The sequence below is a fragment of the Candidatus Hydrogenedentota bacterium genome, from assembly GCA_012730045.1.
GTDB lineage: Bacteria > Hydrogenedentota > Hydrogenedentia > Hydrogenedentales > CAITNO01 > JAAYBR01.
Genome location: JAAYBR010000130.1, coordinates 13,163 through 37,569 on the forward strand (window position 1 = coordinate 13,163; position 24,407 = coordinate 37,569).

Here is a 24,407-nt window from a genome sequence, read left to right on the forward strand (position 1 = left end):
GAACCCGTTCCGCCGGCATGGTATACTGGCGGACCATGGTGGAAATGCAGGAGAACCGCGGGCGCGCCCCTGTTGCGCCCGCTTCCCACAATCAACCCAGCAAAAGGATTCAGCCGTGTCACGTCAACCGTCGGTGAAGACTTTGTCCGTGTTTGTGGCGCTGCTGGTGGCCGGGGCCGGGGCCGTCGCGCTCCTGAGCGCCGCCGCCAACGCGCAGAACAACTCCCAGCCCTCCTACAAGATCGCCGTGGTGGACATGGGCGTCCTCCTGAGCGACTACGGCAAGCGCAAGACGCTCTACGACGAGCTGCAGAAGGACGTGGACGCCAAGCAGAAGGAGCTGGACGCCATGGAGGCGGCCATCAGCGCCGACCGCAAGAAGCTGGAGACCGAGGGGGCGGGCATGACCGACGCCCAGCGCATGGAGCTGGGGACCAAGGTCCAGACCGCCGTCACGAACTTCCGCGCCGCCATGCAGACCCGGCAGCAGATGATTGACAGCAACGAGGCGAAGGTGATGAAGGAGGTCATGGCGGACGTGCAGAAGGTCATCGCCCAGATCGGCGAGCAGGAGGGGTACCACCTCATCCTCAACGCCGCCGAGGAGGGATCGCCCCGCTCCGGCCTGCTGTTCCACAGCGCCACCCTGGACGTCACCCCCAAGGTGCTGGCCATTCTCAACAAGTGATTTCCGGAATCCGGGGTCCTGTCCGCGGCCGGAAGGCCGCGCGGGAGGCTTGACGGTTCATGGGACATTCCGTTGAAGACATCGCCCGCCTGGTGGGGGGGGAGGCGCTTGGCGACCCCGCCGTCCCGGTCACGGGGGCAAACGGCCTCGCCGAGGCCGGCCCCGGCGACCTCTGCTTCGTGCGCGGCGAGAAATACTACCCCCTCCTCCGCGAGTGCCGGGCCGCCGCCGTCCTTGTGCCCGAGCCGGTGGCGGACGCCGCCCCCGTGCAGATATGCGTGGCCCGGCCCGAGGAGGCGTTTCTGCGCGCCCTGGCCCTGTTTGACCGCGGCGAGGCGGCGCGGCCCGCGCCGGGGGTTCATCCCGGCGCCCATGTTTCCCCGGAGGCCCGGCTGGGCGACGGCGTCGCCGTCGGCCCCGGCGCCGTGGTGGAAGCCGGGGCGGTGCTTGGAGACGGCGTGGTGCTGTTTCCCGGGGCCTATGTCGGCGCGGACTGCCGGGTCGGCGACGGCACGGTGGTGCATCCCAACGCGGTGCTCCGGGAAGAAACCACTGTTGGCCGGGGTTGCATCATCCATGCGGGGGCCTGCCTGGGCAGTGACGGGTTCGGTTTCGTCCCCATGGACGGCGCATGGCACAAAGTGCCCCAGGTGGGCCGCGTGGAGATCGGCGACGGCGTGGAGATCGGCAGCAACACGGCGGTGGACCGGGCGACTTTTGGCGTCACCCGCATCGGACGGGGCACGAAAATTGATAATCTTGTGCAAATAGGGCACAATGTGGAGATCGGCGAGCACTGTGTGGTCGCCGGGATGGCCGGGATCGCGGGCAGCGCGAAAATCGGCAACCAAGTCAGAATAGGGGCCTCCGCCGGCATTGCCGGCCACATCACCATCGGCGACGGCGCCAGCATTGGCGGCCGCAGCGGGGTGACGCGGTCCGTCCCGCCGGGGGCGACCGTCTCGGGCTTTCCCGCCACGGACCACGAGGCGCAGAAGCGCATCATGGTGGGCCAGATGCGGCTGCCCGGGCTGATGCGGCGGATCAACCAGCTTGAGGCGCGCCTCAAGGCCCTGGAAGAGTCGGAATCATGAGACAAAGAACCATCGCCTCCGAAGCGTCGTACTCCGGGGTCGGGCTCCACACCGGCAGCCTGACCACCGTCACGTTCAAACCCGCGCCCCCGGACAGCGGCATCAATTTCGTCCGGACGGACCTGCCGGACCGGCCGATGGTCCCCGCGCTGGTGGACAACGTGGTGGACGTGTCCCGCGGCACCACCATCGGCATCGGCAGCGTCGCCATCCACACCGTCGAGCACGCCATGTCCGCCTTCGCGGGCATGGGCGTGGACAACATCACCGTCGAGGTGGACGCCGACGAGATCCCCAACGGCGACGGCAGCTCGCTGCCCGCCCTGGGCGCGATCATGAAGGCGGGCATCGTCGAGCAGGACGCCGAGAAGCAGTACATCACGGTGGACCACCCGGTCTACTACCGCAAGGACGATGTCACGCTGAGCATCCTGCCGTCGGACGAGTTCCGGGTGACCATGACGATCTCCTACGGGCATCCCGCCATCGGCACGCAGTACGCCTCGTTCACCATCAACGAGGACACCTTCCGCAACGAGCTGGCCCCCGCGCGGACCTTCTGCTTCCTGCGCGAGGTGAAGATGCTCCAGGAGGCGGGCCTCATCAAGGGCGGCGACCTCGAAAGCGCCGTGGTCATCGGCGACGACAAGATCCTGAACGACGACCTGCGCTTCCCCGACGAGTTTGTGCGCCACAAGATTCTTGACCTGATCGGCGACACCTACCTCCTGGGCCGCCCCATCAAGGGCCACATCATCGGCGCGAAGTGCGGCCACGAGAAGAACGTCAACTTCTCCAAGCAGATCAAGAAGGCGTACCTCACGGGGCAGCAGGAGCGCTCCGGCGACGGCTACGGGGCCGTCCCGCGCCGCCAGCCGCCGGCCCTCGACGTCAACAAGATCATGAAGATCCTCCCCCACCGCTACCCCTTCCTGCTGGTGGACCGGATACTCTCCTTCGAGCCCATGAAGACCGTCACGGGCATGAAGAACGTCACGGTGAACGAGCCCTTCTTCCAGGGGCACTGGCCCGACGTGCCGGTCATGCCCGGCGTGCTGATCATCGAGGCCATGGCCCAGGTCAGCGCCATGCTCGTCTTCGGGGACAACGGCGAGCCCAACGGGCGCCTCGCCTTCCTCACGGGCATCGAGAAGGCCAAGTTCCGCAGCACCGTCGTCCCCGGCGACCAGATGGTCATCAAGGCCGAAATGGTGCAGTACCGCGACAACGCGTGCAAGGTCCAGGCCGTGGCCCTCACGGACGACATGGTGGCGGCCGAGGCCGTCATGACCTTCGCCCTCATGGAAATTGACGCCTAGCCGTCCCATTCCCGGTCTCCCGGAGACTTCCCATGAACCCCCACAGGATGGCCGTGTTTCTGCTCTGCCTCGCGGCGGTCTGCGGCGCGGCGGCGGACATCGTTCTGGAGCCCCCCGTTTTCCATGGGGCGGTCCGGTCCGCCCTCTACAGGGAGAAATGGCCCGAGGACAACGGCGGGGTCGTCTACTGCTTCGTGCGCAACACCGGCGCGGCCCCCGACGGGGTGGCGGAGCTGCTTGTGAACGGCAAGGCCCCCGGCGAGGGCCCCAAATTCTCCTGGTGGCGGGTCTGGCCCGAATCCCTCGCCCCCGGGGAGACCGGATGCGTCACCCTCAAGGCGACCGGCGCCCCCCTGGCGAAGGGTTCCACGGCGGAACTGGCCGTCGTCATGGACTCCGGCGCGCGGGATTCCGTGTCCTTTGTGTGCGAAACCCCCGCATTGCGCCTGGCCAATGTGCTCCCCGCGCCCGAGCCGGGCACGCTCCTGCTCTACCTCCGCAACGACGGGAAGACCCCCGCCGAGGTCCGCCGGGTCCTCCTGAACAGCCGGGAGTGGGCCGCCGGGACCGATGCGGGCCTTGCGGCCGTCGGCGGATCCCACACCGTGCCGCCGGGCGGGCTGCGCATCCTGGAACTCGCCCACGGGGAATCCCTTCCCCCGATGGCCCCCCTGAACGTTCGCGTGCTCGCGGAGGCCGGGGACTCGCAGCTGCGGGTCGGCGCCGGCATCCGCCTCACGGAGGCGGCGTTCCCCATTGGCACCTGGAGCAGCGACATGATCCAGTCGCCGGAGGGACAGCGCCAGGCGCGCCGGCTCGGGATAGACGCGTGCGTCAGCCACACCGACTGGCCCGCGCAGGAGGCCATGTTCGCCAGCCACCACATCCGCACGCTCAACATCTGCGCGCGCCAGGCGGGCGACCCGCCCCAGAAGGAGCCCGACACCGAACAGGTGGCCGCGCGGGCCGGGGCGGCGCACATCGCCGCGTGGATGGTGCGCGACGAGCCGGACCTCCACGGCATCCCCGCCGCGCGCATGCTGGACCACGCCCTGGATTACTGGCGGCACGACCCGGACACCCCCGCCTACCTCAATCTCATGAGCATGTCGGGGTTCAACGAGTACGGCCCCGCGGCGGACATTGCCTGCATGGACCACTACGTCATGCACGCGCCCAACGCCCTCCCGCGCACGGGCATCACGCGCCACGCCCGGCTGGAGGAGGCCCTCGAGTACACCGACCAGCTCAAGCGCAACACCGAGCCCGTGCGCATGTGGACCTGGGCCCAGCTCGCCGCGCCCGTGTGGGGCCGCCAGCCCGAAGGTTGGGGCGTCAAGCACCAGTTCTGGTCCCATGTCATGGGCGGCGCCAAGGGCATCCTCTGGTTCAAGTACGGCCCCGGGTACGAGCGCGACCACCCCGACCAGATCCGCACCGCCGAGAACATCATCCGCGCGTTCAACACCGTGCGCGCCCTGTGCTTCTACGGCGAGCCCCTGGGTGCACTGAAAAGCGACGACCCGGAGATCACCGGGCGGCTCCTCGTCTCCCGCGACGCCGTCGTGGCCGTGGTCCTCAACAACAACTACACGACCGGCCTGCTCCCCTTCCGCAGCAACTACTCGCTGAAATCCTCCAGCGGCACCGTCTCCTTCGCCATGCCGTCGTGGATTCCCCTCGAGCAGGCCGTCACCGTCACCCCCGCCGGGTTCGTTCCCGTGGAGCACACAACGGACGGGGAATCCGTCTCCCTGCGCGTCAGCATGAACGGCGCGGCGCGGGTCTTCCTCCTTGGCAGGCGCGACATCCAGCCGCCCGAGACCCCGGCGCGGGTCGTCATCGCCGGCCGGGACGACAAGGGCGCGACCCTCTCCTGGCCCGCCCCCTGCGACAACTACGGCGTCGCCGCCTACGAAATCCTCCTCAACGGCGAACCCGCCGACACCACGCCCTTCCCCGTCTACACCGCCGCCATCCCCGGCGCCTACACCGTCCGCGCCCGCGACGCCGCAGGCAACGCCTCCCCCCCCACCGAGCCCGTCCTCGTCGCGTTCTGAGGCCGGCACGCAGCGACTCCGCGCAGAGAATCTCACACGGAGCCGCAGAGCCACTGAGAGGACAAGATGTCTCTTGACGTCCCCTTGGGGCGTGTTCTCTTAGTGGGTGACCGCCTGCGCCTATTTGCCCATCCCGGCGATGCGGTATTCCTCGACGCCGGGGGCGCAGTCCAAGGCCCAGTGTTCACCTTCGCGGCGGAGGGCGGCTTCGGTGATGGTGCTGCCGTCCGCGTCGAGCGCGGCGGCGGTGGGCGGCGGGGTGTCTCCCTGGGCCTGGAAGAGGAGCGTGCAGGGGGCTGTGCCGGGGAAGGGGGTGACGGTCCAGTGGCCGTCGGCCTTCTCGACGGTGAGGGCGCCGTTGGTGCGCAGGCCGCCAAAGGGGACGATGCGGCGTTCAGGGTTGGTGCGGGCGATCCACGGGTCGTCGGTCTCTTCCACAGGGGCCCAGTCGAAACCTGTTTCGGTGACCGTGACCGTGCCGAGGCACGCGCGCTGCTCGGCGTCGCAGGCGCCCGTCATGACGGCGCGCGCCCCCCCCTTCACATACAGACCGACGCGCATCTCGTAGCGGGTACCGGGGGCGGCGTCCGCGGGAATCCGCGCGGCGCATTCCGTGGTGACGGGGCCGGTCCACTGGGTGGCCGGCACGGGGAAGGCGTGGTCGGCCTGGAAGGCGATCTTGCCGTCGCCGCCGACGAAGTGGACGAAGGGCTGCCAGTCCGTGAGCGCGGGCGCGGCGCTGGACCATTGGAGGGCGGCCCGCACGGCGCGGCCCTCCCCGGGCGTCACGGAGAGAGAGAGAGCGCGGAAGGGGACACGCTCGCCCTGCGGGGAGCGGGCGTTGCAGTAGGCGCGCGCGCCGTCGTCCGAAAAACTCCATTCCACGATGAGCCCGTCCACACGGGTGATGCCCGCGCGGACCCCGCGGCCGCCGTCGCCGAGGGCGAGGAAGCCGTACTGCGGCAGGACGTGGGTCCCGCCGCCCGCAGTGACGGTCCAGTCCGCCTCACCGCGGTTGATCCAGGTTTCATAGGCGGGCGCGCCGGTCCACTGGACATGCTGGCGGCGGAGGTCGCCGTCCGCGAAGTCCACGCGGGCCACGCGGCGGTCGGGGCCGAGGTGCATGTCGCAGACGCCGCGGAACAGCTCGGCCTTGCGGAGGACGTCCCATCCGCCGGGGTCGGAGACCATGGGCGGGTGGCCGGTCATGATCTCTGAGCAGATGTAGTCGTCGCTGTAGATCCCGTGGAGGCGCGGGTCGAGTCCGGCGCGGTAGCGCGGGTCATAGCCCGCACCGTGGGCGACGAAGCGGCCGTGGTGGGCGGCGTCAAACCACGGGATGCGCTCCGCGTCCGCGCAGGTGATCCGCCAGGTGAAGACGCTGTTGTAGCCCGCGGGGGGATTGGGGTCCACGCGCAGGTGGTTGCACTGGCTGCCGTCGAGCCACCCGATGAGCTGGTCGTGGCCGCCCTCGGAGATGGTGGGCGCGCCTCCGAGGGTGTCGCGGATTTCGGCGAAGGCGCGGCCCCAGGCGTCGCGGGTGTGCGTCTGGGTTTGGTGCGCGCCCGCGCGGGTCCACCCGTCATAGGGGCCGATGGAGGACCACACATCCACGAAGTAGGCCGTGGGCGCGCAGAAGTCGCGCAGGAGGTGGAGGTTCCGGAGCATGGCGGGCCGGAAGGCGTCGGTGTCCCAGCGGTAGGCCTGCGCGCCGCGGTACTCGTTGAGCCACCCGCGCACGGGGTCGCCCGAGGGGGAGAAAAGGACATGGTCGTAGGAAAACCCGTCCGCGTCGGGGTAGAGGTCAATGTAGTTGTCGTGGGGGGCGAAGAGCGCGCCCGCCTCTGTGCAGGTCCGGGCCAGCCGCGCGAAATCGGAGTCCGTGCCGTAGTCCGGGTTCGGCGGGAAGATGTCCGGCAGGCGGTAGTCATAGCCCCAGCGCTGCCAGTTGTGGAAGATGACGACGCAGCGCTCCCCGCCGACGCGGGCGAAGGTGTCGCGGAGCGCGGCGGCGGTGGGGGCGTAGTCGCCGCCCCACAGGTCAAAGGCCATGCGCCCGCGCAGGACCTTCACGCCCGGCGCCTCGGTGCGCGTGTCCACCTTTTCCGCCCAGTTGGCCGCGCCGTCCCATACGTCCGCGCAGGGGATGAGGAAGAGGGTCTGCCCGCCGCCCGCGTGGAGGGAGTAGGTGCTGCGGGAGCGGCTGAACTCGAGGCGCGACGGCGGGGCGTCCACGCCCTGCACGAGGCACACGCCGCCGCCGAAGTCGAAGCCGACGAAAGACGTGGCCATCTGGTGGCTGTCGAAGGGGAGGCTGAAATCCTGCGGCTCACGGAGGAGGTTGCCGATCCCCGCGTAGACGTCGCGCGGCGCGCGGTCCAGCGGGCCGAGGGCGGCGTCCTCGATGAACACGTCGAACCACGGGCGGGCCGGGGGCGTGTTTTCGAGGCGCAGCCGCGCGCGCAGCGCGGCGCCGTCCGGCGCGATGGAGAGGTCCGCCACCACGTCATAGGCCGTGTCGCCGCGCCGCATCCGGTGGCGGAAGCGCGCGCCGTCGTCCGCCGCCTCGCGGGTCCATTCCACCAGCTCCGTCGGGCCCCGGCCGTCGGCGAGGTCGTCGCCCAGCACCCGCAGCGCGATGCCCCGGCAGACCAGGGCCGACGGTCCGTCGCCGAGCCGGATTTCGGCGTCCAGCAGGCCGCGCCCTCCCGGCGTGACGGAGACGGGGAACGCCTGGCCGCCGCAGGTGACGGTGCCCAGGGCGACGGTTTCCGCCGCCGCATCCTGCGCCGCATCGCCCGCCGCCGCGAAGACCAGCAGGGGGTCGCCCCAGTGCGACTCGTCGCAGGTGGTGTCGTTCTTAGGGCCGGGGTGCGACTCGAGCTGGAGCCGGACCGCCTGTCCCGCCCAGGGGGAGAGGTCGGCCTCGCCCGGCTGCCAGGTCTTCGCGTCCGTGTGCTGTTCAAAGGCCACCTCGCCGAACATGCCGTCCGGCGCGTCGAAGGGGACGACGCGCACGCGGAAGGTGACGCCGTCGCTGGGAGGCTCGCCGGGGTGCGTGTCGCGGACGGCGTTGCCGAAGCGGAGCCGCGCCGGGGCCGCCGGCAGGCTCAGGGCGAACTCGGCCATCACGGTGCCCGGCGCGTTGCGCCAGCAGGGGTGCATGACCAGGGAGGGGCGTCCGTCCGGATGGGCGCGCCATCCGGCGTACTCCACCGACGCGCCCGTGCCCGGGTCCGCGCCGTGCCAGTCCGCGGGGGTGGTCAGGGGCGGCTGCCCGAAGACCTGCCAGACCGCGCGCCGCGCGGGGTAGCGCAGGAGGGCCTTTTCGCCCTGCCCGGCGAGGGGCCAGGGCGCCCATTCGGCGGCGCGGTCCGGACGCGGCGGGTCGGGCCGCCGCATCTCCACCATCTGCACCGCGTGGAAGGTGGCTTTGCCGTCCACGGGCGGTTCAAAGGCCGCCTCAGCGTGTAAGGCATAAATGGCGTTGTGCGAGTCCAGGGCCGGGGTCACGGAGGTTTCCAGCCGGAACGTTTCGCCGGGGGCCACGCTGAAGGGGCGGGGCTCCGCCGGGTCCACGGCCCATTGGTCCACGCCGCGCATGTGCACGCGCCCGGACACGGGCGCGGTCCCGCCGTTCTCGATCAGCAGGGTGGCCGCAAAGGGGGCGTCCGCCTCTTCGACTACCCCGGGGGCCTCAATGCGGAGCTTCACCGGGCCGGACGAGTCCTCCGGCGGGTTGAAGGCCAGGGCGGGCACGGCCGCCAGCAGAAGCAGGACCGGGAACAGGCGTGAAAAGCGGGGCATGTCAGAAATCTCCGGAGTGGGGCGGTATGGGAAAGGGTTAGAGCATGTCAAGCTTGAAATGCCGTATCGAAAGGAAGAGGGCGGGGACGGGCTCCGAGGTGGCACGGGCTTCCATCCCGTGTTTCTTGGGCTGCATCCATGACCCAAGACACGGGCTGGAAGCCCGTGCCGCCTCGGTGTGCCTGCTGGACGTTCTCTTGGAATGCTGCATCTCAACCTGAAGTTTCTCTAGATGTCCTTCTTGTTGTAGGAGACGACCAGGGCCTGGGGGCGTTCCGTCATGTGGGCGGGCAGGCCCGCGTCCATGAGTTCCGCGCCGGTGCGGGTGGTGGACGCGCCGGTGGAGACGTCCGTGAGCTCGTACTCCGCGGCGGGGTCGAGGTCCTTCAGGGGGAGCTGGGCGTCGGTGTAGATGCTTTCGGCGCGGCGGAAGGCCTGCACCATGCCGGCGCCCTCTTCGGGCCGGTTGAACTGCCAGGCGATCCACGCGCCCCTGTCCATCGTGCAGGGGGTGAGGGGCCAGAAGTCGCCGTAGTAGTTGGCGCTGAGGCCGCGCCACGCGCCGAAGAGCCCGCGCAGGGCGTCATAGTCAATCTCGCGCACCCGCATGTCGAAGCCGCAGTTGATGCTGGGGGCGGCGTTGCTCCAGAAGGCGTAGGGCTGCACGGGGGTGAGCCCGCCGCCGTAGTACCCGGCGTCCACGCAGCCCACGGTGCCCGTGCCGTGGAAGGGGATCCACTGCGAGATGCCGTAGGTCATGCACTGGTGGCCGACGGGCTCGAAGGCGTAGTCGCTGCGCCACAGGGGCACGGCGCGGCGCATGGTCTCGAGGTCGTTGCGCCGCCCGCCGGAGGCGCAGGAGTCAATGAGCATGTCCGGATGCCGCCGCCGCAGCTCGTCCCAGTAGGCGAGATAGCCCGTGACGTGCCGGATTTCCGTGATGCCCTGCCGGTCCTCCGCATCGTTCCCGCGCCAGAAGTCGAGGGGGTCCATGTTGAAGTCCTGGCGGTAGAGGTCAATGCCCTGCTCCGTGAGGAGCCGGTCCACATGCTCCGTGAGCCATTCGCGGGCCGCGTCGTCGCCGAGGTTGAGCAGGCCGCCCTTCTTACCGCCGAAAATCCACTCGGGGCGGTTCTCCGCGAGCCAGGTGCCCCCGGCCACGCGCTCCGGCTCGAACCACACGAGGATCTTGACGCCGTTCCCGTGGGCGTGGGCGCTGACGGGCTTGAAGCCGTCGGGGAAGCGTTTCGGGTCCACCTCCCAGGTGCCCACCTGGGGCCAGCCCCTCTCCTGGATGTACCAGCCCGCGTCCATCCACCAGTAGTCTATCTTGATCTTCTCCTCCAGATAGCGGTTGATGAACATGATCTGCTTGTCGGCGTCGGCCTTGATCATCTCCTCGTAGGCGCGCGAACTGCACCCCTCCACCATGGGCGCGGGGAGTTGTCCGCCGGGCTTGGGCATGCCGTGGGCCATCATCCAGCGCCGCCAGACGTTCTGCGAGCGGGCGTGGCCGCCCTTCCAGAACTGGAGGACGATGAGGGGCGAGCGCACCTCCTCGCCCGGCAGCAGCTTGAAGCGCGTCAGCTCCTGCCCGGCGGTGACGCGCAGGCCTTTCCCGTCGTCGCGGGCGAAGTCGGCCGCCCACTGGCCCGGCCAGCCCACCACGGCGATGAGGCCGTCGTCCACCGTCGAGGCGATGTTGAAATACGACATGTCGGTGTTGGTGGGGCGGCCGCCCGCCGCGCCGACGCGCTTGGTCGTCTTCGCCTCCAGTTTCGTCTCCAGGGGGCCGTAGTCGTTGCCGTTCGCCGGGGAGCCCACATTGTGGTGGAGGACGAACTCGCCGGTGTCCCCGCGCTCCAGGCGCAGGTCGAGGGCCTGGATGTTTTCCAGGAGGGGCGTGTCCCTGGTGCCGGTGTTCTTGAAGTGCAGGGTCCACTCCACCGTCGGGAAATCGTGGTACGCGATCCCCTCGCAGCGCAGGACCAGCCCCGTCTCCGGGTCGGTGCAGGTGATGGTGTGGCCCGTGCGGGCGTCGTCGAGCCGCTTCTCAGCCCGCTCCACCTTCCAGCCTTTCAGCAGGTCGGCGGAGGGCTTTCCCCCGTAGACAAAGGAGAAGGGCGGCGTGTCGCCGTCCGGCACGACGGGGCTTCCCGGCATGGGCAGCTCGTCCAGCCACAGCTCCGAGCCGTCGGCCAGGGTGACCTTCGCGTCGGCCCACTCCCCCTGGTCGGCGGAGATGCCGTCCCCGGCGTCGCCCATCTCCAGCGTGAACTCCGCCGCGCCCGCGAGGTCCACGGACACGGGCACGCCCGGATCGCCGCCGTGCAGGACGCCCGAGGTGAAGAGGGCCTTCCCCCCGGCCACCACCGAGAAGACCCCGGAGCCCCTGCCGCCCGCCGTGTCCCCGTTGTTGTCCATGCCCGCCACGGCGGTCAGGGTCTTTGCGGGCCCCGGCAGGCGCACGAGGAGTTTGCTGTCGGCATGGCAGTAGAGGCCGCGCGCGTGCTCCGTCTCCCCGATGCGCAGAGGCTTTCCAAAACGCCCGTTCTTCTGCACGGGGTTGTGGTTGTCCAGCACCACGAGCGACGGCGCGGGGGGAAGGGCCGTGTCGCCGGCGAACTTCGCCCGCGCCCAGCGGTCCGCCGTGGCCAGCTCGTCGGGGCTGGGGGAGACGGCCCCCGCCGCGGCGCACAGCGCCGCAAGGCCCATGAACAGCACTGAAACGCGTTTCATGACAACGCCCTCCCTTGGTGGAAAGTTCCGGGTCCGCCCGGCGGCGGACCGGAGACATTATAGTCCCGCGCCCACGCGGTTCCCACCGCCGCGGAAGGGAAAAAGGAAACGCCCCCGCGCCGGAACGCGGGGGCGGAGGCACGGCAGACTACCGGAGGCCGGCGTGGTACTCCTGGAGGGAGCGGATGGCGTGCTTTCCCCCGCGGCGGGCGGCAATGCCGCGGGCGGCGGCCAGAGCCGCCGCGGCCGTCGTGATGTAGGGGATCTTGTTGCGGATGGCGGCCTTGCGGATGTAGGAGTCGTCGGAGACGCCGTAACGGCCGTTGGGCGTGTTGATGACGAGCTGGACCTCGCCGTTGCTCAGGGCGTCCACCAGGTTGGGCCGCTCCTCGTGCAGCTTGCTGGCGGGGTCGGCCTCGACGCCGTTTTCGGCGAGGAAGGCGCGGGTGCCCTTCGTGGCGAGGAGGCGGAAGCCCTGCGCCTTGAGGATGCGGGCGGCCTCAAGCACGGCGGCCTTGTCGGTGTCGTTCACCGTGACGAGGGCGGTCCCCTCCAGCGGCAGGCGGGACTGGGTGGCCTCCTGGGCCTTGAAGAAGGCCATGCCGAAGGACTCCGCCAGGCCGAGGACCTCGCCGGTGGAGCGCATCTCGGGGCCGAGCAGGGGGTCCACCTCGGGGAACATGTTGAAGGGGAAGACGGACTCCTTCACGCCAAAGTGGGGAATGGGGAGGTTCTTGAGGTTCAGGTCGGCGATCTTCGCGCCGAGCATGATTTTGGCGGCAATCTTCGCCATGGGGATGCTGCATATCTTGGAGACGAGGGGCACGGTGCGCGAGGCGCGCGGGTTGGCCTCCAGGATGTACACGGTGTCTTTGTGGATGGCGTACTGGATGTTCATCAGGCCGACCACGCCCAGCTCGACGGCGATGCGGCGCGTGTACTCGCAGATGGTGTCCAGGTGGAGCTGCGGGATGCTGACCGGCGGGATGACGCAGGCCGAGTCGCCGGAGTGAATGCCCGCCTGCTCGATGTGCTCCATGACGGCGGGCACGAAGGCGTCCGTGCCGTCGCAGATGGCGTCGGCCTCGCACTCCGTGGCGTTTTCGAGGAACTTGTCAATGAGGATGGGGCGCTCGGGGGTGACGCCGACGGCGGCGGCCATGTACTGCCGCATCATGTCGTCGTCGTGGACCACCTCCATGCCGCGGCCGCCGAGGACGTAGGACGGCCGCACCATGAGCGGGTAGCCGATGTCGCCGGCGATGGCGAGGGCCTCGTCCACGCTGACGGCCATGCCCGACTTCGGCTGCGGGATGCCGAGGCGCTCCATGACCTGGCGGAAGCGGTCGCGGTCCTCGGCGAGGTCAATGGTGTCCCACGTGGTGCCGAGGATGCGGACGCCCGCCTCGGCCAGCTCGCGGGCGATGTTCAGCGGGGTCTGGCCGCCGAACTGCACGATGACGCCCTCGGGTTTTTCCTTTTCGTGGATGCTCAGGACGTCCTCTACCGTGAGCGGCTCGAAGTAGAGCTTGTTCGACGTGTCGTAGTCCGTGGAGACCGTCTCGGGGTTGCAGTTGACCATGATGGACTCGATGCCCAGCCCGCGCAGGGCGAAGGCCGCGTGCACGCAGCAGTAGTCGAACTCGATGCCCTGGCCGATGCGGTTGGGCCCGCCGCCGAGGACCATCACCTTGCGCGCGTCCGTCGCGGTGGTCGCGTCCGGGCGGTTGTAGGTGGAGTAATAGTAGGCCGCGTTCTCCACGCCGCTCACGGGCACGGCGTCCCAGCCCTCCACCACGCCGAGGGCGACGCGGCGGCGGCGGATGTCGGCCTCGGGCACGGCGAGGATTTTGGCCAGGTACTTGTCGGCGAAGCCGTCCTTCTTGGCCTGGACCAGCAGGTCGTCGGGCGGCATGCTCCCCTTGTGGGCGAGCATCTTCTCCTCCAGCTCCACCAGCTCCCGCATCTGCTCGATGAACCACGCCTTGATGTGCGTGCGGGCGTGGAGCTCCTCGGTGGTCGCGCCCTTGCGCAGGGCCTCGTATAGGATGAACTGGCGCTCGCTGGTGGCCGTGCTCACCAGGCGCAGGAGCTGCTCCAGGGGCTTCTCGTTGAAGTCCTTGGCGAAGCCGAGGCCGTGGCGGCCCGTCTCCATGGACCGGATCGCCTTCTGGAACCCCTCCTTGTAGGTCTTGCCGATGCTCATGGCCTCGCCGACGGCGCGCATCTGCGTGCCCAGCTTGTCCTCGACGCCCTTGAACTTCTCAAAGGCCCACCGGCAGAACTTCACCACCACGTAGTCGCCCCACGGCGTGTACTTCTCCAGCGTGCCGTCGCGCCAGTAGGGGATCTCGTCCAGCGTGAGGCCGCCCGCGAGCAGCGATGACACCATGGCGATGGGGAAGCCCGTGGCCTTGGACGCGAGGGCCGACGACCGCGACGTGCGCGGGTTGATCTCGATCACCACGACGCGGTCCGTCTTCGGGTCGTGGGCGAACTGCACGTTCGTGCCGCCGATGACCTGGATGGCGTCCACGATGGCGTAGGAGTACTTCTGGAGGCGCTGCTGCAGCTCCGGGGCGATGGTCAGCATGGGCGCCACGCAGTAGGAGTCGCCCGTGTGCACGCCCATGGCGTCCACGTTCTCAATGAAGCACACCGTGATCATCTGGCCCTTGGCGTCGCGCACCACCTCCAGCTCCAGCTCCTCCCACCCGAGGACCGACTCCTCGACCAGGATCTGGCCGACCATGCTCGCCGCCAGCCCGCGCGCCGCGATGGTGCGCAGCTCCTCCAGGTTGTAGACCAGCCCGCCGCCCGTGCCGCCCATGGTGTAGGCCGGCCGGATCACGACGGGGTAGCCCAGCCCCTCGGCGATCTTCTCCGCCTCCGCCACGCTGTAGGCCAGCTCGCTCTTCGGCATCTCGATGCCGAGGCGGTCCATCGCGTTTTTGAACTCCTGCCGGTCCTCGCCCCGCTCGATGGCGTCCACCTGCACCCCGATCACCTTCACGCCGTATTTGTCCAGCACGCCCGCCTTGTGCAGTTCCGACGACAGGTTCAGGCCCGTCTGGCCGCCCAGGTTCGGAAGCAGCGCGTCCGGCCGCTCCTTCGCGATGATCTCCGTCATGCGCTCCACGTTCAGCGGCTCGATGTACGTCACATCCGCCATTTCCGGGTCCGTCATGATCGTGGCGGGGTTCGAGTTCACCAGCACGATCCGGTAGCCCAGTTTGCGCAGGGCCTTGCAGGCCTGTGTCCCCGAGTAGTCAAACTCGCACGCCTGGCCGATGACAATGGGGCCGGAGCCGATGATCATGACCGTCTTGATGTCGTCGCGTCGCGGCATGGGAGGTCTCCTGTGGTGGTGGTACTGCCCGGGAAAGCGCGCGGTCCGGCGGATCGAAGGCCCCGACCTCAGCCCGAAGAGGGGCGTCCACCGGCCGCTTTGGCGCGGTAAGATACCACACCGGACCGCCCCGGGGCCAGCGGCAGGCTGCTTCCGGTTCACGAACTGCCCGCACCCCTCTAATCACCGCCTGGAATGCGGCCTTCGACCGGGCCAAAGATGCGGCAGACTTGCCGGATAGGGGCGAATTGCGGCATCAGCCTGCCGGACAGGGCCTCATGCGGCCGGCATGGACGGCAGGACGTCATGGACGGCGCTGCCCCGGGGGCTCCGGTCATTTCTCCAGGGCGGCGCGCTGTTCGGCGCCGGTCTGGTAGAGCCTGGGGCGGGCGGCGTCGAAGGGGGTGTGCGAGGCGGCGGCCTCGGCGAGAACATCCTCCGCGGGTGCTCCCGCGGCGAGGCGTTTCCGCAGCTCGGACCCGCCTGCCAGGGCGTCGAAGTGGGGCTTCCACGTCAGGGCGTCCGCGTGGCGCTTCACCAGCCACGCCAGAACGGCGGTGACCAGCGCGAAGGGCCGCGCGGCGTTCCGGTCGGTGAACCCGACATCCACGCCCCGGCACAGCAGGCCCTTGTACTCCGGGCTGGCGGCCTTGCCGGGGATGGCCTTGGGGATGTAGAGCGTTTTCTTGAGGGTCATGCCGACGGCGTGGGGGCTTGCCGACAGGGCGTCCACCAGCCCCTCGGCGTCCAGCCAGGGCGCGCCGAAGCGCAGGAAGGGCGTTTCGGTGCCGCGGCCCTCGTTGAGGTTCACGCCCTCGAAGAGGCAGGTGCCCGCGTAGGCGAGGGCGCTGTCGAAGGACGGCAGGTTGGGCGACGGCGGCACCCAGGGCAGGGCGCACTGGTCGAAGAGCAGCTCGCGCCGCCAGTTCTCCACGGGTTTCACGGTGAGGTCGAGTTTCTTCTTCCCCGGGAGGCCCGCCTGGAAAAAGAGGGCCAGCTCGCCCATGGTCATGCCGTGGCGCACGGGCACGGCGGCGGCGCACACCAGCGAGGTGGTGTCGGCGGGCAGGCCGCCCTCCAGCACAACGCCGCCCAGGGGATTGGGGCGGTCGAGCACCATCACAGGCACCCCCGCCTCCGCACAGGCCTCCAGACACCCCTTCATGGTGGCCATGTAGGTGTACCAGCGCGCGCCCACGTCGGGCAGGTCCACCACCATGAGGTCCACGCCCGAGAGCTGGCCACCGATGGGGCGCTTCTGGTCGCCGTAGAGGCTGATCACCGGCACGGGCCCGGCGGTGGACGTGCCCACGCTCTCGCCCGCCTCCGCCTGCACGCGCAGGCCGTGCTCCGGGGCAAAGAGGACGCCCACCCGCACGCCGGGGTCCAGCCCCAGCACGTCCAGCGCGGGCCGCTCCAGACGGTCCACGGCGGCGGTGTTGGTGAGCAGCGCCGTCTTGCGCTTCCCGCGCACGCCGTCGAAACTGTCGCGCAGGAGCATGTCGAGGCCGTTCTGCGCGTTGCACGACGCGGGGTAGCGGTCCAGCGCGACCGCCGTGTGGAACATGCGGCGCAGGGTGCCGTTGTCCCGCCGCGCGCGCGACGGGTGGCAGGTGTTGGACAGCAGGATGACGAAGAGGCCCGTGGCGCGGTCCATCCACAGGCTGGTGCCCGTGAAGCCCGTGTGGCCGAAGACCGTCCGCGCGGGGAGGAAGCCGTTGGCCCCCGTCTCGCGCGGGTCGAGCCACCAGCCGAGGCCCTGCCAGGGATAGGTCGGGACGCGGCCCGGCAGCAGCATCTCGTCGAGGGTTTCCGGCTTGAAGAGTTTTCCATCGAGCAGGGCGCGGCAGAACAGCGCGAGGTCCGGCGCGGTGCTGAAGAGGCCCGCGTGGCCCGAGACCCCGCCCATGGCGAAGGCATTCTCGTCGTGGACCTCGCCGCACAGGAGCCGCCCCCGCCACGCGCATTGCTCCGTGGGCGCGCAGCGCGGCCGCAGGTTCTCCGGCGGGGTGAACATCGTGTCGCGCATTTTCAGCGGCGCGAAGACGCGGCGTTTGACGAACTGGGCGAGGGGCTCGCGGGCGGCCTTCTCGGCCACCTGGCCGAGGAGGATGAAGCCGAGGTCGGAGTAGACGCGCGCGGCCCCCGGCGGGTGGTCCAGCGAAAGCGCGGCAATGCGGCCGACCATGTCCTCCGGCCCCGTGATCTCCTTGTACCAGAGTTTGAAGGGCTCCAGGCCGCTGGTGTGCGTGATGAGGTGGCGCAGGGTGAAGCGGTCCAGCCCCGGCAGGGGCAGCCACTCCGACACCCGCTGGTCCAGCGAGAGCTTGCCGTCCTCTTTCAGGAGCATGACGGCGGTGGTGGTGGAGACCACCTTGGTGAGCGAGGCGAGGTCGTAGACCGTGTCCAGCGCGGCGGGCTCGGGGGCGGGTTCCCGCCGGCGCAGGCCCGTCGCGCCGGAGAACAGCGTCTCCGCGCCGCAGCCCACCAGTGCCACGGCGCCGGGGGCCTTCGCCTTCTCCACGGCCCGCGCGAGGATCCGCCCCAGATCAACCGTCATGCCAGGGCGTTCCGGGCCACAGCCAGGGCCGTCGCGTACTTGCGGGCGTTCTCGGTGATCTCGGCGAACCTGCCCGCCTTGATGAGGTCCTTGCCCGCGAGGTTGCCCCCGACGCCGATGGCCGACACGCCTGCGGCCACGAAGGCCGCGAGATTGTTCAGGTCCACGCCGCCCGTGGGCACCAGCGGGATGTTCGGCAGGGGCGCGCGCACCGCCTTGATGTAGTCCAGGCCGCCCAGCGACGCGGGGAAGACCTTGACCATGTCCGCGCCCGCCTCCCAGGCGGTGAAGATTTCCGTGGGCGTGAAGGCGCCCGGCAGGCAGGGGCAGCCGTAGCGGTGGGCCGTCTCGATGACCCCCGGCGCGAGCACCGGGCTCACCACATAGCGCGCCCCCGCGAGGATGGCCAGCCGCGCCGTCTCCGCGTCGAGCACGCTGCCCACGCCGAGGCAGATGTCCGTGGCCGACAGCCGCGCCGCGGCCAGCTCCAGGCAGCGCAGCGCGCCCGGCGTCGTCATCGTCACCTCGATGCAGCGGATGCCCCCCTCCGCCACGGCCTCCACCACGCGGACCAGGTCCTCCCCGCTGTCCGCGCGGATGATCGCGATAATCCCGTGTCGCCGGATGTAGTCGAGAACCGTCATTTTGTCCATGGGTCTGCGCTCCTCCGTTGGGGCGCCGCGCGCGGCGCCGGGTGTCCGAAACGCTATGGTATAGTAAGGCGCGCGAAAAAGTCGAGAGCGGCGCGCGGCTCACCGGACCCCCTTCTCGGCCCCGTCCGGGGTCTTCAAGAACACGGGTCCGGCGCCCGCCAGGGCGCCGGACCGTCTGCATCGTTCACTGTGCCGGATGTGTCAGTCGCGCCGGGCGCCGCCGAGCGTCGCCAACAGCGCCAAAGCCATGCCGCCGAGGAAGAGGTCGCCCAGGCGCGCCTTGAGGCCGCCGGGGCTGAGGGCGTTTTTGGCGCAGGCGCAGCCGCCGCATCCCCCCTCGTCCGCGATGCCCAGCTCGTCGCGGCCGAGCGCGCCGTCCCCGTTGGTGTCGAGGAGGTCGAACACGGCCTGGGAGAGGGAGGGCAGGACCGCCTGGGCCTCGGCGAAGGACAGGGTGCCGCCGCCGTCGGTGTCCGCCTGGGAGAAGGCCTCCGCCAGCGCGCCGCGCGCGGCCTGGGCCGCGGCGGGGTCCGCGCCCTTGGACACGGAAAGGTCCACCGCAAAACCGGCGGCCACCCCGGTGCCCGCGGCGGGGCTCTGGCTGATGACCCGGCCCGCCGCTACGGTCTCGCTGAAGACCTCGGTGACCGCGCCGAGCGTCAGGCCCGCCGCGCCCACGGCCGCGCCCGCCGCCGCCTGCGTCATCCCCGCCACGTTGGGCACGGTGCCGGGCTGCACCCCTTTGGACACCACGAGGGCCACGGCGGAGCCGGGGGCCGCCTCCGCGCCCGCCTCCGGATTCTGGCTGATCACCTGGCCCGAGGGCACCGTCGCGCTGTACACCTCGGTGACAAGACCCAAGGTCATCCCCGCCGCGCCCACGGCCGCGCCCGCCGCCGCCTGCGTCATCCCGATCGTGTTCGGAACGCTGACCGGGGCCGGTCCTTCGGAGACCACGACATCCACGACGGAGCCGGGGGCCGCCTCCGTGCCCGCCGCCGGGCTCTGGCTGATGATCTGCCCGGCGGGCACCGCCGGATCGCAGGCCTCCGTGACCGCGCCGAGCGCCAGGCCCGCCGCGCCGATGGCCGCGCCCGCCGCCGTCTGCGTCATGCCGGCGACATCGGGAACCGTGGCGGGCTGCACGCCCTTGGACACGGTGAGGGCGACCGCCGCGCCGGGAAGCACGCTCACGCCCGCCGCCGGACTCTGGCCGGAAACCTGCCCGGCGGGCACCGTCGCGCTGAAGGCCTCCGTGACCGCGCCGAGCGCCAAGCCCGCGCCGGTGATCGCGGCCGCCGCGTCGGTCTGCGTCATGTCGGCGACGTCCGGGACGGCGACGGGCTCGGGGCCCTTGGACACAAGGATGTTCACCGGCGTGCCCGGGGCGACCATGGCACCCGCCCCCGGGTTCTGACTGACCACCTGCCCGACGGGCACCACCGCGCTGTACTGCTCCGCGGCCATGCCCAGGGTCAGCTCCGCCGCGCCAAGCGCGGCCTCGGCCTCCAGTTGCATCATCCCCGAGAGGTCCGGAACCGCCCGGTCGCCGGGGGGCGCGGAGCCCTTGGACACCTCCAGATCCACCGCGGATCCCGGGGCCGCCAACGCGCCGGCGGCCGGGGCCTGGGCGGTCACGATTCCCGCCGGAACCGTGTCGCTGTAACTTTCCGTCACCACGCCCAGCACCAGCCCCGCCGCGCCGACGGCCGCGCCCGCGGCGGCCTCCGTCATGCCGGCGACGTCGGGAACCGTGACAGGCTCCACACCCTTCGACACGACCAGGTCCACGGCCTCACCGGGGCCGATGTCCGAGCCCGCCGCCGGGATCTGGATGACCACCTGCCCGGCGGGCGCCGACGCGTCCCACTGCTCCATGACCACGCCGACGGCGAGGCCCGCGCCCGTGAGGGCGGCCTCCGCGTCCGCCTGCGCCAGCCCCAAGACATAGGGCACCACGACGCAGGGCCCCCGCGAAACCACGAGGGCAACGGCATTCCCCGTGTACAGCTGCGCGCCCGCCTCGGGGAACTGGCTGATGACCAGGCCTGCGGGCACCGTGTCGCTGCACTGCTCCGTCGTTGTGGAAATCACCAGGTTTACCGTGTCCAGAAGTGCGAAGGCGGTGTCCTGTGTCTGGCCGGTCACGTCCGGGACCGCCACGAGGATGCGGTCGAGCACGTCCACATCCAGGGTCTTCGTGTCGGAGAGCTGCGGGTCGCCGTCGTCGGCCGCCGAGAATGTCATGGTGAAGTGCTGTCCCGCCGTGCCCGGACCGGGCCGCCAGGTGAACATGCCGGTCGCGGGGTCCACCTGCGCGCCGTCGGGCAGCCCCGAGCCGGAGAAGGCCAGGGGGTCGTCATTGGGGTCGAGGGCGCAGAGGGCCACCTCCAGTCGCTGCCCCTCGCGGACACTCCGGGGGGGGATGGTGTCCAGACGGGGCCCGTAGTTGGGCTCGTTGTAATGGGAGTTCCAGACGGCCAGCGTCACGGTGGTGTCGGTCTGGCTGACGATGCACACCTTCCACCCGTACTGGCCGGGCCCACCGGGCGCGTCCTTGGGGTTGCCCGTGCCGCCGGCATAGCCCAGTCCGATACCGGCCCCGAGCCAGTACGCGCCCAGCCGCCCAGTGTCGGTCCGTTCAGCGGCCCACCGAAACTCCTCGTCGGCGGTGTAGCCCGGGGCGTTGATGCCGTAGAACTGGGTGGAGGGAAGCACCACGCCGACATCCCAGTCTTTCGTGACCCACTTGTAGCTGCCCCCGGCGTAGCCCGGCCCGCGGTTCACGTATTCGGAGCCGGGATAGAACCCGTACTCATCGAGGAACATGCTCACGGCGGGGCGGCCGGGGAAATCCACGGGATCCGTCCCGTAGACCAGCGGCGGCAGCAGGGTGAAGCCGGCGGTGTCGTTCAGGCTGAACGCCGCGTCGCGCATCTGGCATTTTCCGGTGAGGTTGGCACCCTCGTTGAGATACCCGTAGACCTCCCAGTAGGGGTCCCGGAGGGGTTCCGGATGCGCGTCGACCAGCAGCATCCGTCCCTTGGGCCCGAATCCCGGATAATCCCGCAAGGACCCGAAGAGGTAGTTGTCCTCGTAGTGGTTGTTGTTGTACCAGACCAGCAGACCCGTGTCCGCCGCGCCGTAGGGGCCGGCGGGGTCCCCCAGGACGCTGTCAAACCCGCCGGTAGCGCCGGTGTTGCGCCACTGGAGGTAGTAGTTGTGGGTGAAGGTCTGCGTGCCGTTGGAGACCATCCACGGCTCCGTGTAGGCCCAGCCGCCGCCGCCCGACTCCCCGTCGTCCGAAAACAGGACGGTGGTGTCCGCCTCCACGCGGACATTGTCCAGGAAGACGCCCTCGTAGGTGGTGCCCCAGTCCGTCATATACCAGAACCGCACCAGAATGTCCTGCCCGGCATAGGCCGCAAGGTCGAAGGTCTCGGTGCTGTAGTCGGGAAACGCGCTGGAATAACCGGTGAACCCGCCGATGCCCGCCGCGCACAGGTCATCGGGAAACCCGTTGGACGTCCCAATCCATCCCGAATCATGCGTGCAGACCGTGTGCGCGTTGGTCAGGGTGTTCCAGGTGGTGCCCGCGTCCGCGGAGACCTGCACCCAGAGGAAGTCCCACTCGGTCTCAATGCCATAGACCATATCCACGCTCAGTGTGGCCACCGGGGAGCCGGGCAGCGTGATGGGCGCGTTCAGGGTCATCTGCGCGTTGGCGACCTCTTCCGCGCCGCCCCACCAGCCATACGCCCCCTGCGGAGTGACCGCCAGGGGAAGGGCGCCGTCCTCCAGCGCGATCTTCGCGCCGCGGGGGGTGGCAGCGGCCGTGCCCGCCTGGTCCAGCGTGACCACGGAAGTCTCCGCGGGGTCGGAAAGAACCGTGGGGTTCAGCCAGCCAACCTTGTCGAGGTTCCAGGGGTCCAGCGCGGCGGGCTGAAACCCGGCGGGAAACCCCGTCACCGGATCCGCCATCGGCGTCCAGATGCCGGGGGAGGTGTCGGCCTCGCCCGTGGGATCCGCCAGACTGTCCGCACCCAGGTACCCGGCGAGGTGCCGCGCCACGGCGGACACTCCGGTGTTCTCCGGCAGGATCACATAGGACGTCGCGGAGATGTTGTTGACCGCGTCCACAAGATACGGCGTGGTCAGGACGCTGGCCCGCGACCACAGCGCCGACTCGCCGTAGGCCGTCCGGTTCAGCAGTTCCGCCGAAGACTCCTCCTCCCCGTAGCCCGCGTGGATGATGAACAGCCGGTCAATCACGCCGTCGGCGTCCAGGTCGTAGTTGAAGAAACTGAACCCCGGAATGGTGTGCTGTATGGCGACGAGGGCGTCCAGCGCGTCGCCCACAAACGAGGCGGGGCTGCCCGCCCCCGCGATGGGCGAGCCGTCCACCGAACCGCCGGACCGGCCGCCGGGGCAGCAGTCCGCCCCGTACCACGCCATGGAGTGCGGAACGGTGAGCCAGCCGATGACGTCGCCGTTGACGGTGTACTGGCTGTTGGACATGTCGAGGAAGTACTGGCGCACCGACTTTCCCGTGAAATCGGCGGACACCGGCGACGTGTCCTGCCGCAGGTAGTTGAACGTCACCCCGCCTCCGAACAGCATCTGCTGGTACCAGTTGGCCGAGAAGTCCTCCGTCCAAATCATGGTCCCCGACGGGTCCGCCGCCGACAGGGGGCGCGGAATCTGGTTGTGCAGCGGACCGGAAGGCGTGAACCGCTGGGCCGTCGTCATCGTCAGCGAGCAGTCGCAGTAGATGCCGGTGAATCCCACCGGCTCGGCCACGCCCAGGGCGTCCCAGGTGGACGAGCTGAGCACACCCGCCTCCCCCTCGCCCTCCGCCCCCTCGGGGATGAAGTCAAAGGTGTCCGTGCCCGCGAACTCCACCAGCAGGACCAGCACCCGCTCGGTGCCCGTGACCGCCTTGTCCCCGACGCCCTTTCCCCCGGCGGGGGAAGGATAGACATTCAGCCGCTCTGCGGGCGGCGAGGCCGCCGCCATGCCCGAACACACCGCCCCGCCCAGCACGAGCAGCGCGGCAAGAAAATGAAAAGACGCCTTGAGAGACCCGTTGGTGACCATGATCCCGTTTCCTCCGTTCGGTTCCAAGACCGGTTCAGCACGCGATACGCCCTTCAGAATAGCACACCGCCCCCCAAAATGAACCAACAAAAATGTGATTTATCCGGAAACCGCGCACGGCCGGTCTCCGTTCAGGCGGCGTCCTGTGGTATCTTACCGGCACCGGTCGAGTCCGGAAAACGGCCCCCAACGGAGGTTTTCAAGATGACGAATCCCGTGGTGTTTGCGGTGGCGGCGCACCCCGATGATGTGGAGTTCATGATGGCGGGCACGCTCCTGCGGCTGCGCGACGCGGGGTGTGAGCTGCATGTGATGAATGTGGGCTCGGGCAACTGCGGCAGCCAGACCATGGACGGCCCCACGGCGGCCGCGACGCGGCTGGAGGAGGCCCGCGACGCCGCCCGGGTCCTCGGCGCGACGCTGCACCCGCCCCTCGCCCACGACCTGGAGATCACCTACCGCGTGGACCTCCTGCGGCGGCTCGCCGCCGTCATGCGGGAGGTGAACCCCGCCATCGTCCTCGCGCAGTGCCCCCTGGACTACATGGAGGACCACATGATCACCGCGCGGCTCGCCGTCACGGCGGCCTTCTCGCGCGGCATGCCCAACTTCATCACCGACCCGCCGACGGTCCCCGTGGCCGGGGCCGCCGCCGTCTACCACGCCCTCCCCTACGGCCTCTGCGACGGCCTGCGCAACCGCGTCCGCCCCCACTGCTACGTGGACATCTCGCCGGTCCTCGACCGGAAGCGCGCCGCCCTCGCCTGCCACCGCAGCCAGCGCGAATGGCTCGACGCCAGCCAGGGCCTCGACAGCTATGTCACCGCCATGGCGGACATGGCCCGCGAGGTCGGTCGGTGGTCCGGCCAATTCCAACACGCCGAAGGCTGGATCCGCCACTCGCACCTTGGCTTCTGCGGCCCCGAAGACCACCCCCTCCGCGACCTCCTCGGCGGCGCGGTGATGGAGGCGGAGGGGTAGATCACTCAACACACCATTCATCCGAGGGGCAAGGAAGACAAGGTCGGCGGGACGCCGGCG

At 70.0% G+C, this 24,407-nt stretch carries 11 protein-coding genes; 5 read left to right on the forward strand and 6 right to left on the reverse strand.

What is annotated here, in order from left to right:
* Window positions 1-115: 115 nt before the first annotated feature.
* From GXY15_14235 to GXY15_14250, 4 genes are read left to right on the forward strand one after another with little or no spacing between them, the layout of a single operon-like run.
* The gene (locus GXY15_14235; GenBank protein NLV42366.1) at window positions 116-688 is read left to right on the forward strand and encodes an OmpH family outer membrane protein; all 573 of its coding nucleotides are present in this window, start codon (window positions 116-118) and stop codon (window positions 686-688) included.
* A 59-nt stretch (window positions 689-747) separates the two neighbouring features.
* A complete protein-coding gene (lpxD, locus tag GXY15_14240) occupies window positions 748-1,782 on the forward strand; it encodes a UDP-3-O-(3-hydroxymyristoyl)glucosamine N-acyltransferase (protein ID NLV42367.1) in 1,035 nt (344 codons plus the stop codon).
* The gene (gene lpxC / locus GXY15_14245; GenBank protein NLV42368.1) at window positions 1,779-3,101 is read left to right on the forward strand and encodes a UDP-3-O-[3-hydroxymyristoyl] N-acetylglucosamine deacetylase; all 1,323 of its coding nucleotides are present in this window, start codon (window positions 1,779-1,781) and stop codon (window positions 3,099-3,101) included. Before lpxD ends, lpxC begins: the two co-directional genes overlap by 4 nt.
* 32 nt (window positions 3,102-3,133) lie before the next feature.
* Complete coding sequence (locus GXY15_14250; protein ID NLV42369.1) at window positions 3,134-5,161, forward strand: hypothetical protein; 2,028 nt, start codon at window positions 3,134-3,136, stop codon at window positions 5,159-5,161.
* Between the two features lie 120 nt (window positions 5,162-5,281).
* On the opposite strand, the gene GXY15_14255 is transcribed toward GXY15_14250, so the two are convergent.
* From GXY15_14255 to GXY15_14280, 6 genes are all read right to left on the reverse strand, one after another.
* Entirely contained in the window at window positions 5,282-8,968 is a 3,687-nt protein-coding gene (locus tag GXY15_14255; GenBank protein ID NLV42370.1) for a hypothetical protein, read from the reverse strand.
* A gap of 228 nt (window positions 8,969-9,196) precedes the next feature.
* Window positions 9,197-11,707, reverse strand: a complete 2,511-nt coding sequence (locus tag GXY15_14260; protein NLV42371.1) for a hypothetical protein — start codon at window positions 11,705-11,707, stop codon at window positions 9,197-9,199.
* 148 nt (window positions 11,708-11,855) lie between these two features.
* The gene (gene carB / locus GXY15_14265) at window positions 11,856-15,056 is read right to left on the reverse strand and encodes a carbamoyl-phosphate synthase large subunit (GenBank protein ID NLV42372.1); all 3,201 of its coding nucleotides are present in this window, start codon (window positions 15,054-15,056) and stop codon (window positions 11,856-11,858) included.
* Window positions 15,057-15,390: 334 nt separating this feature from the next.
* A complete protein-coding gene (locus GXY15_14270; GenBank protein NLV42373.1) occupies window positions 15,391-17,616 on the reverse strand; it encodes a DUF1343 domain-containing protein in 2,226 nt (741 codons plus the stop codon).
* Entirely contained in the window at window positions 17,613-18,269 is a 657-nt protein-coding gene (locus tag GXY15_14275) for a bifunctional 4-hydroxy-2-oxoglutarate aldolase/2-dehydro-3-deoxy-phosphogluconate aldolase (GenBank protein ID NLV42374.1), read from the reverse strand. Before GXY15_14275 ends, GXY15_14270 begins: the two co-directional genes overlap by 4 nt.
* Before the next feature lie 201 nt (window positions 18,270-18,470).
* On the reverse strand, window positions 18,471-23,366 hold the full coding sequence (locus GXY15_14280) for a PASTA domain-containing protein (protein NLV42375.1): 4,896 nt from the start codon (window positions 23,364-23,366) through the stop codon (window positions 18,471-18,473).
* Between the two features lie 204 nt (window positions 23,367-23,570).
* Between GXY15_14280 and GXY15_14285 the strand changes: the two genes are divergently transcribed.
* On the forward strand, window positions 23,571-24,347 hold the full coding sequence (locus GXY15_14285; protein ID NLV42376.1) for an LmbE family protein: 777 nt from the start codon (window positions 23,571-23,573) through the stop codon (window positions 24,345-24,347).
* Window positions 24,348-24,407 lie beyond the last annotated feature (60 nt).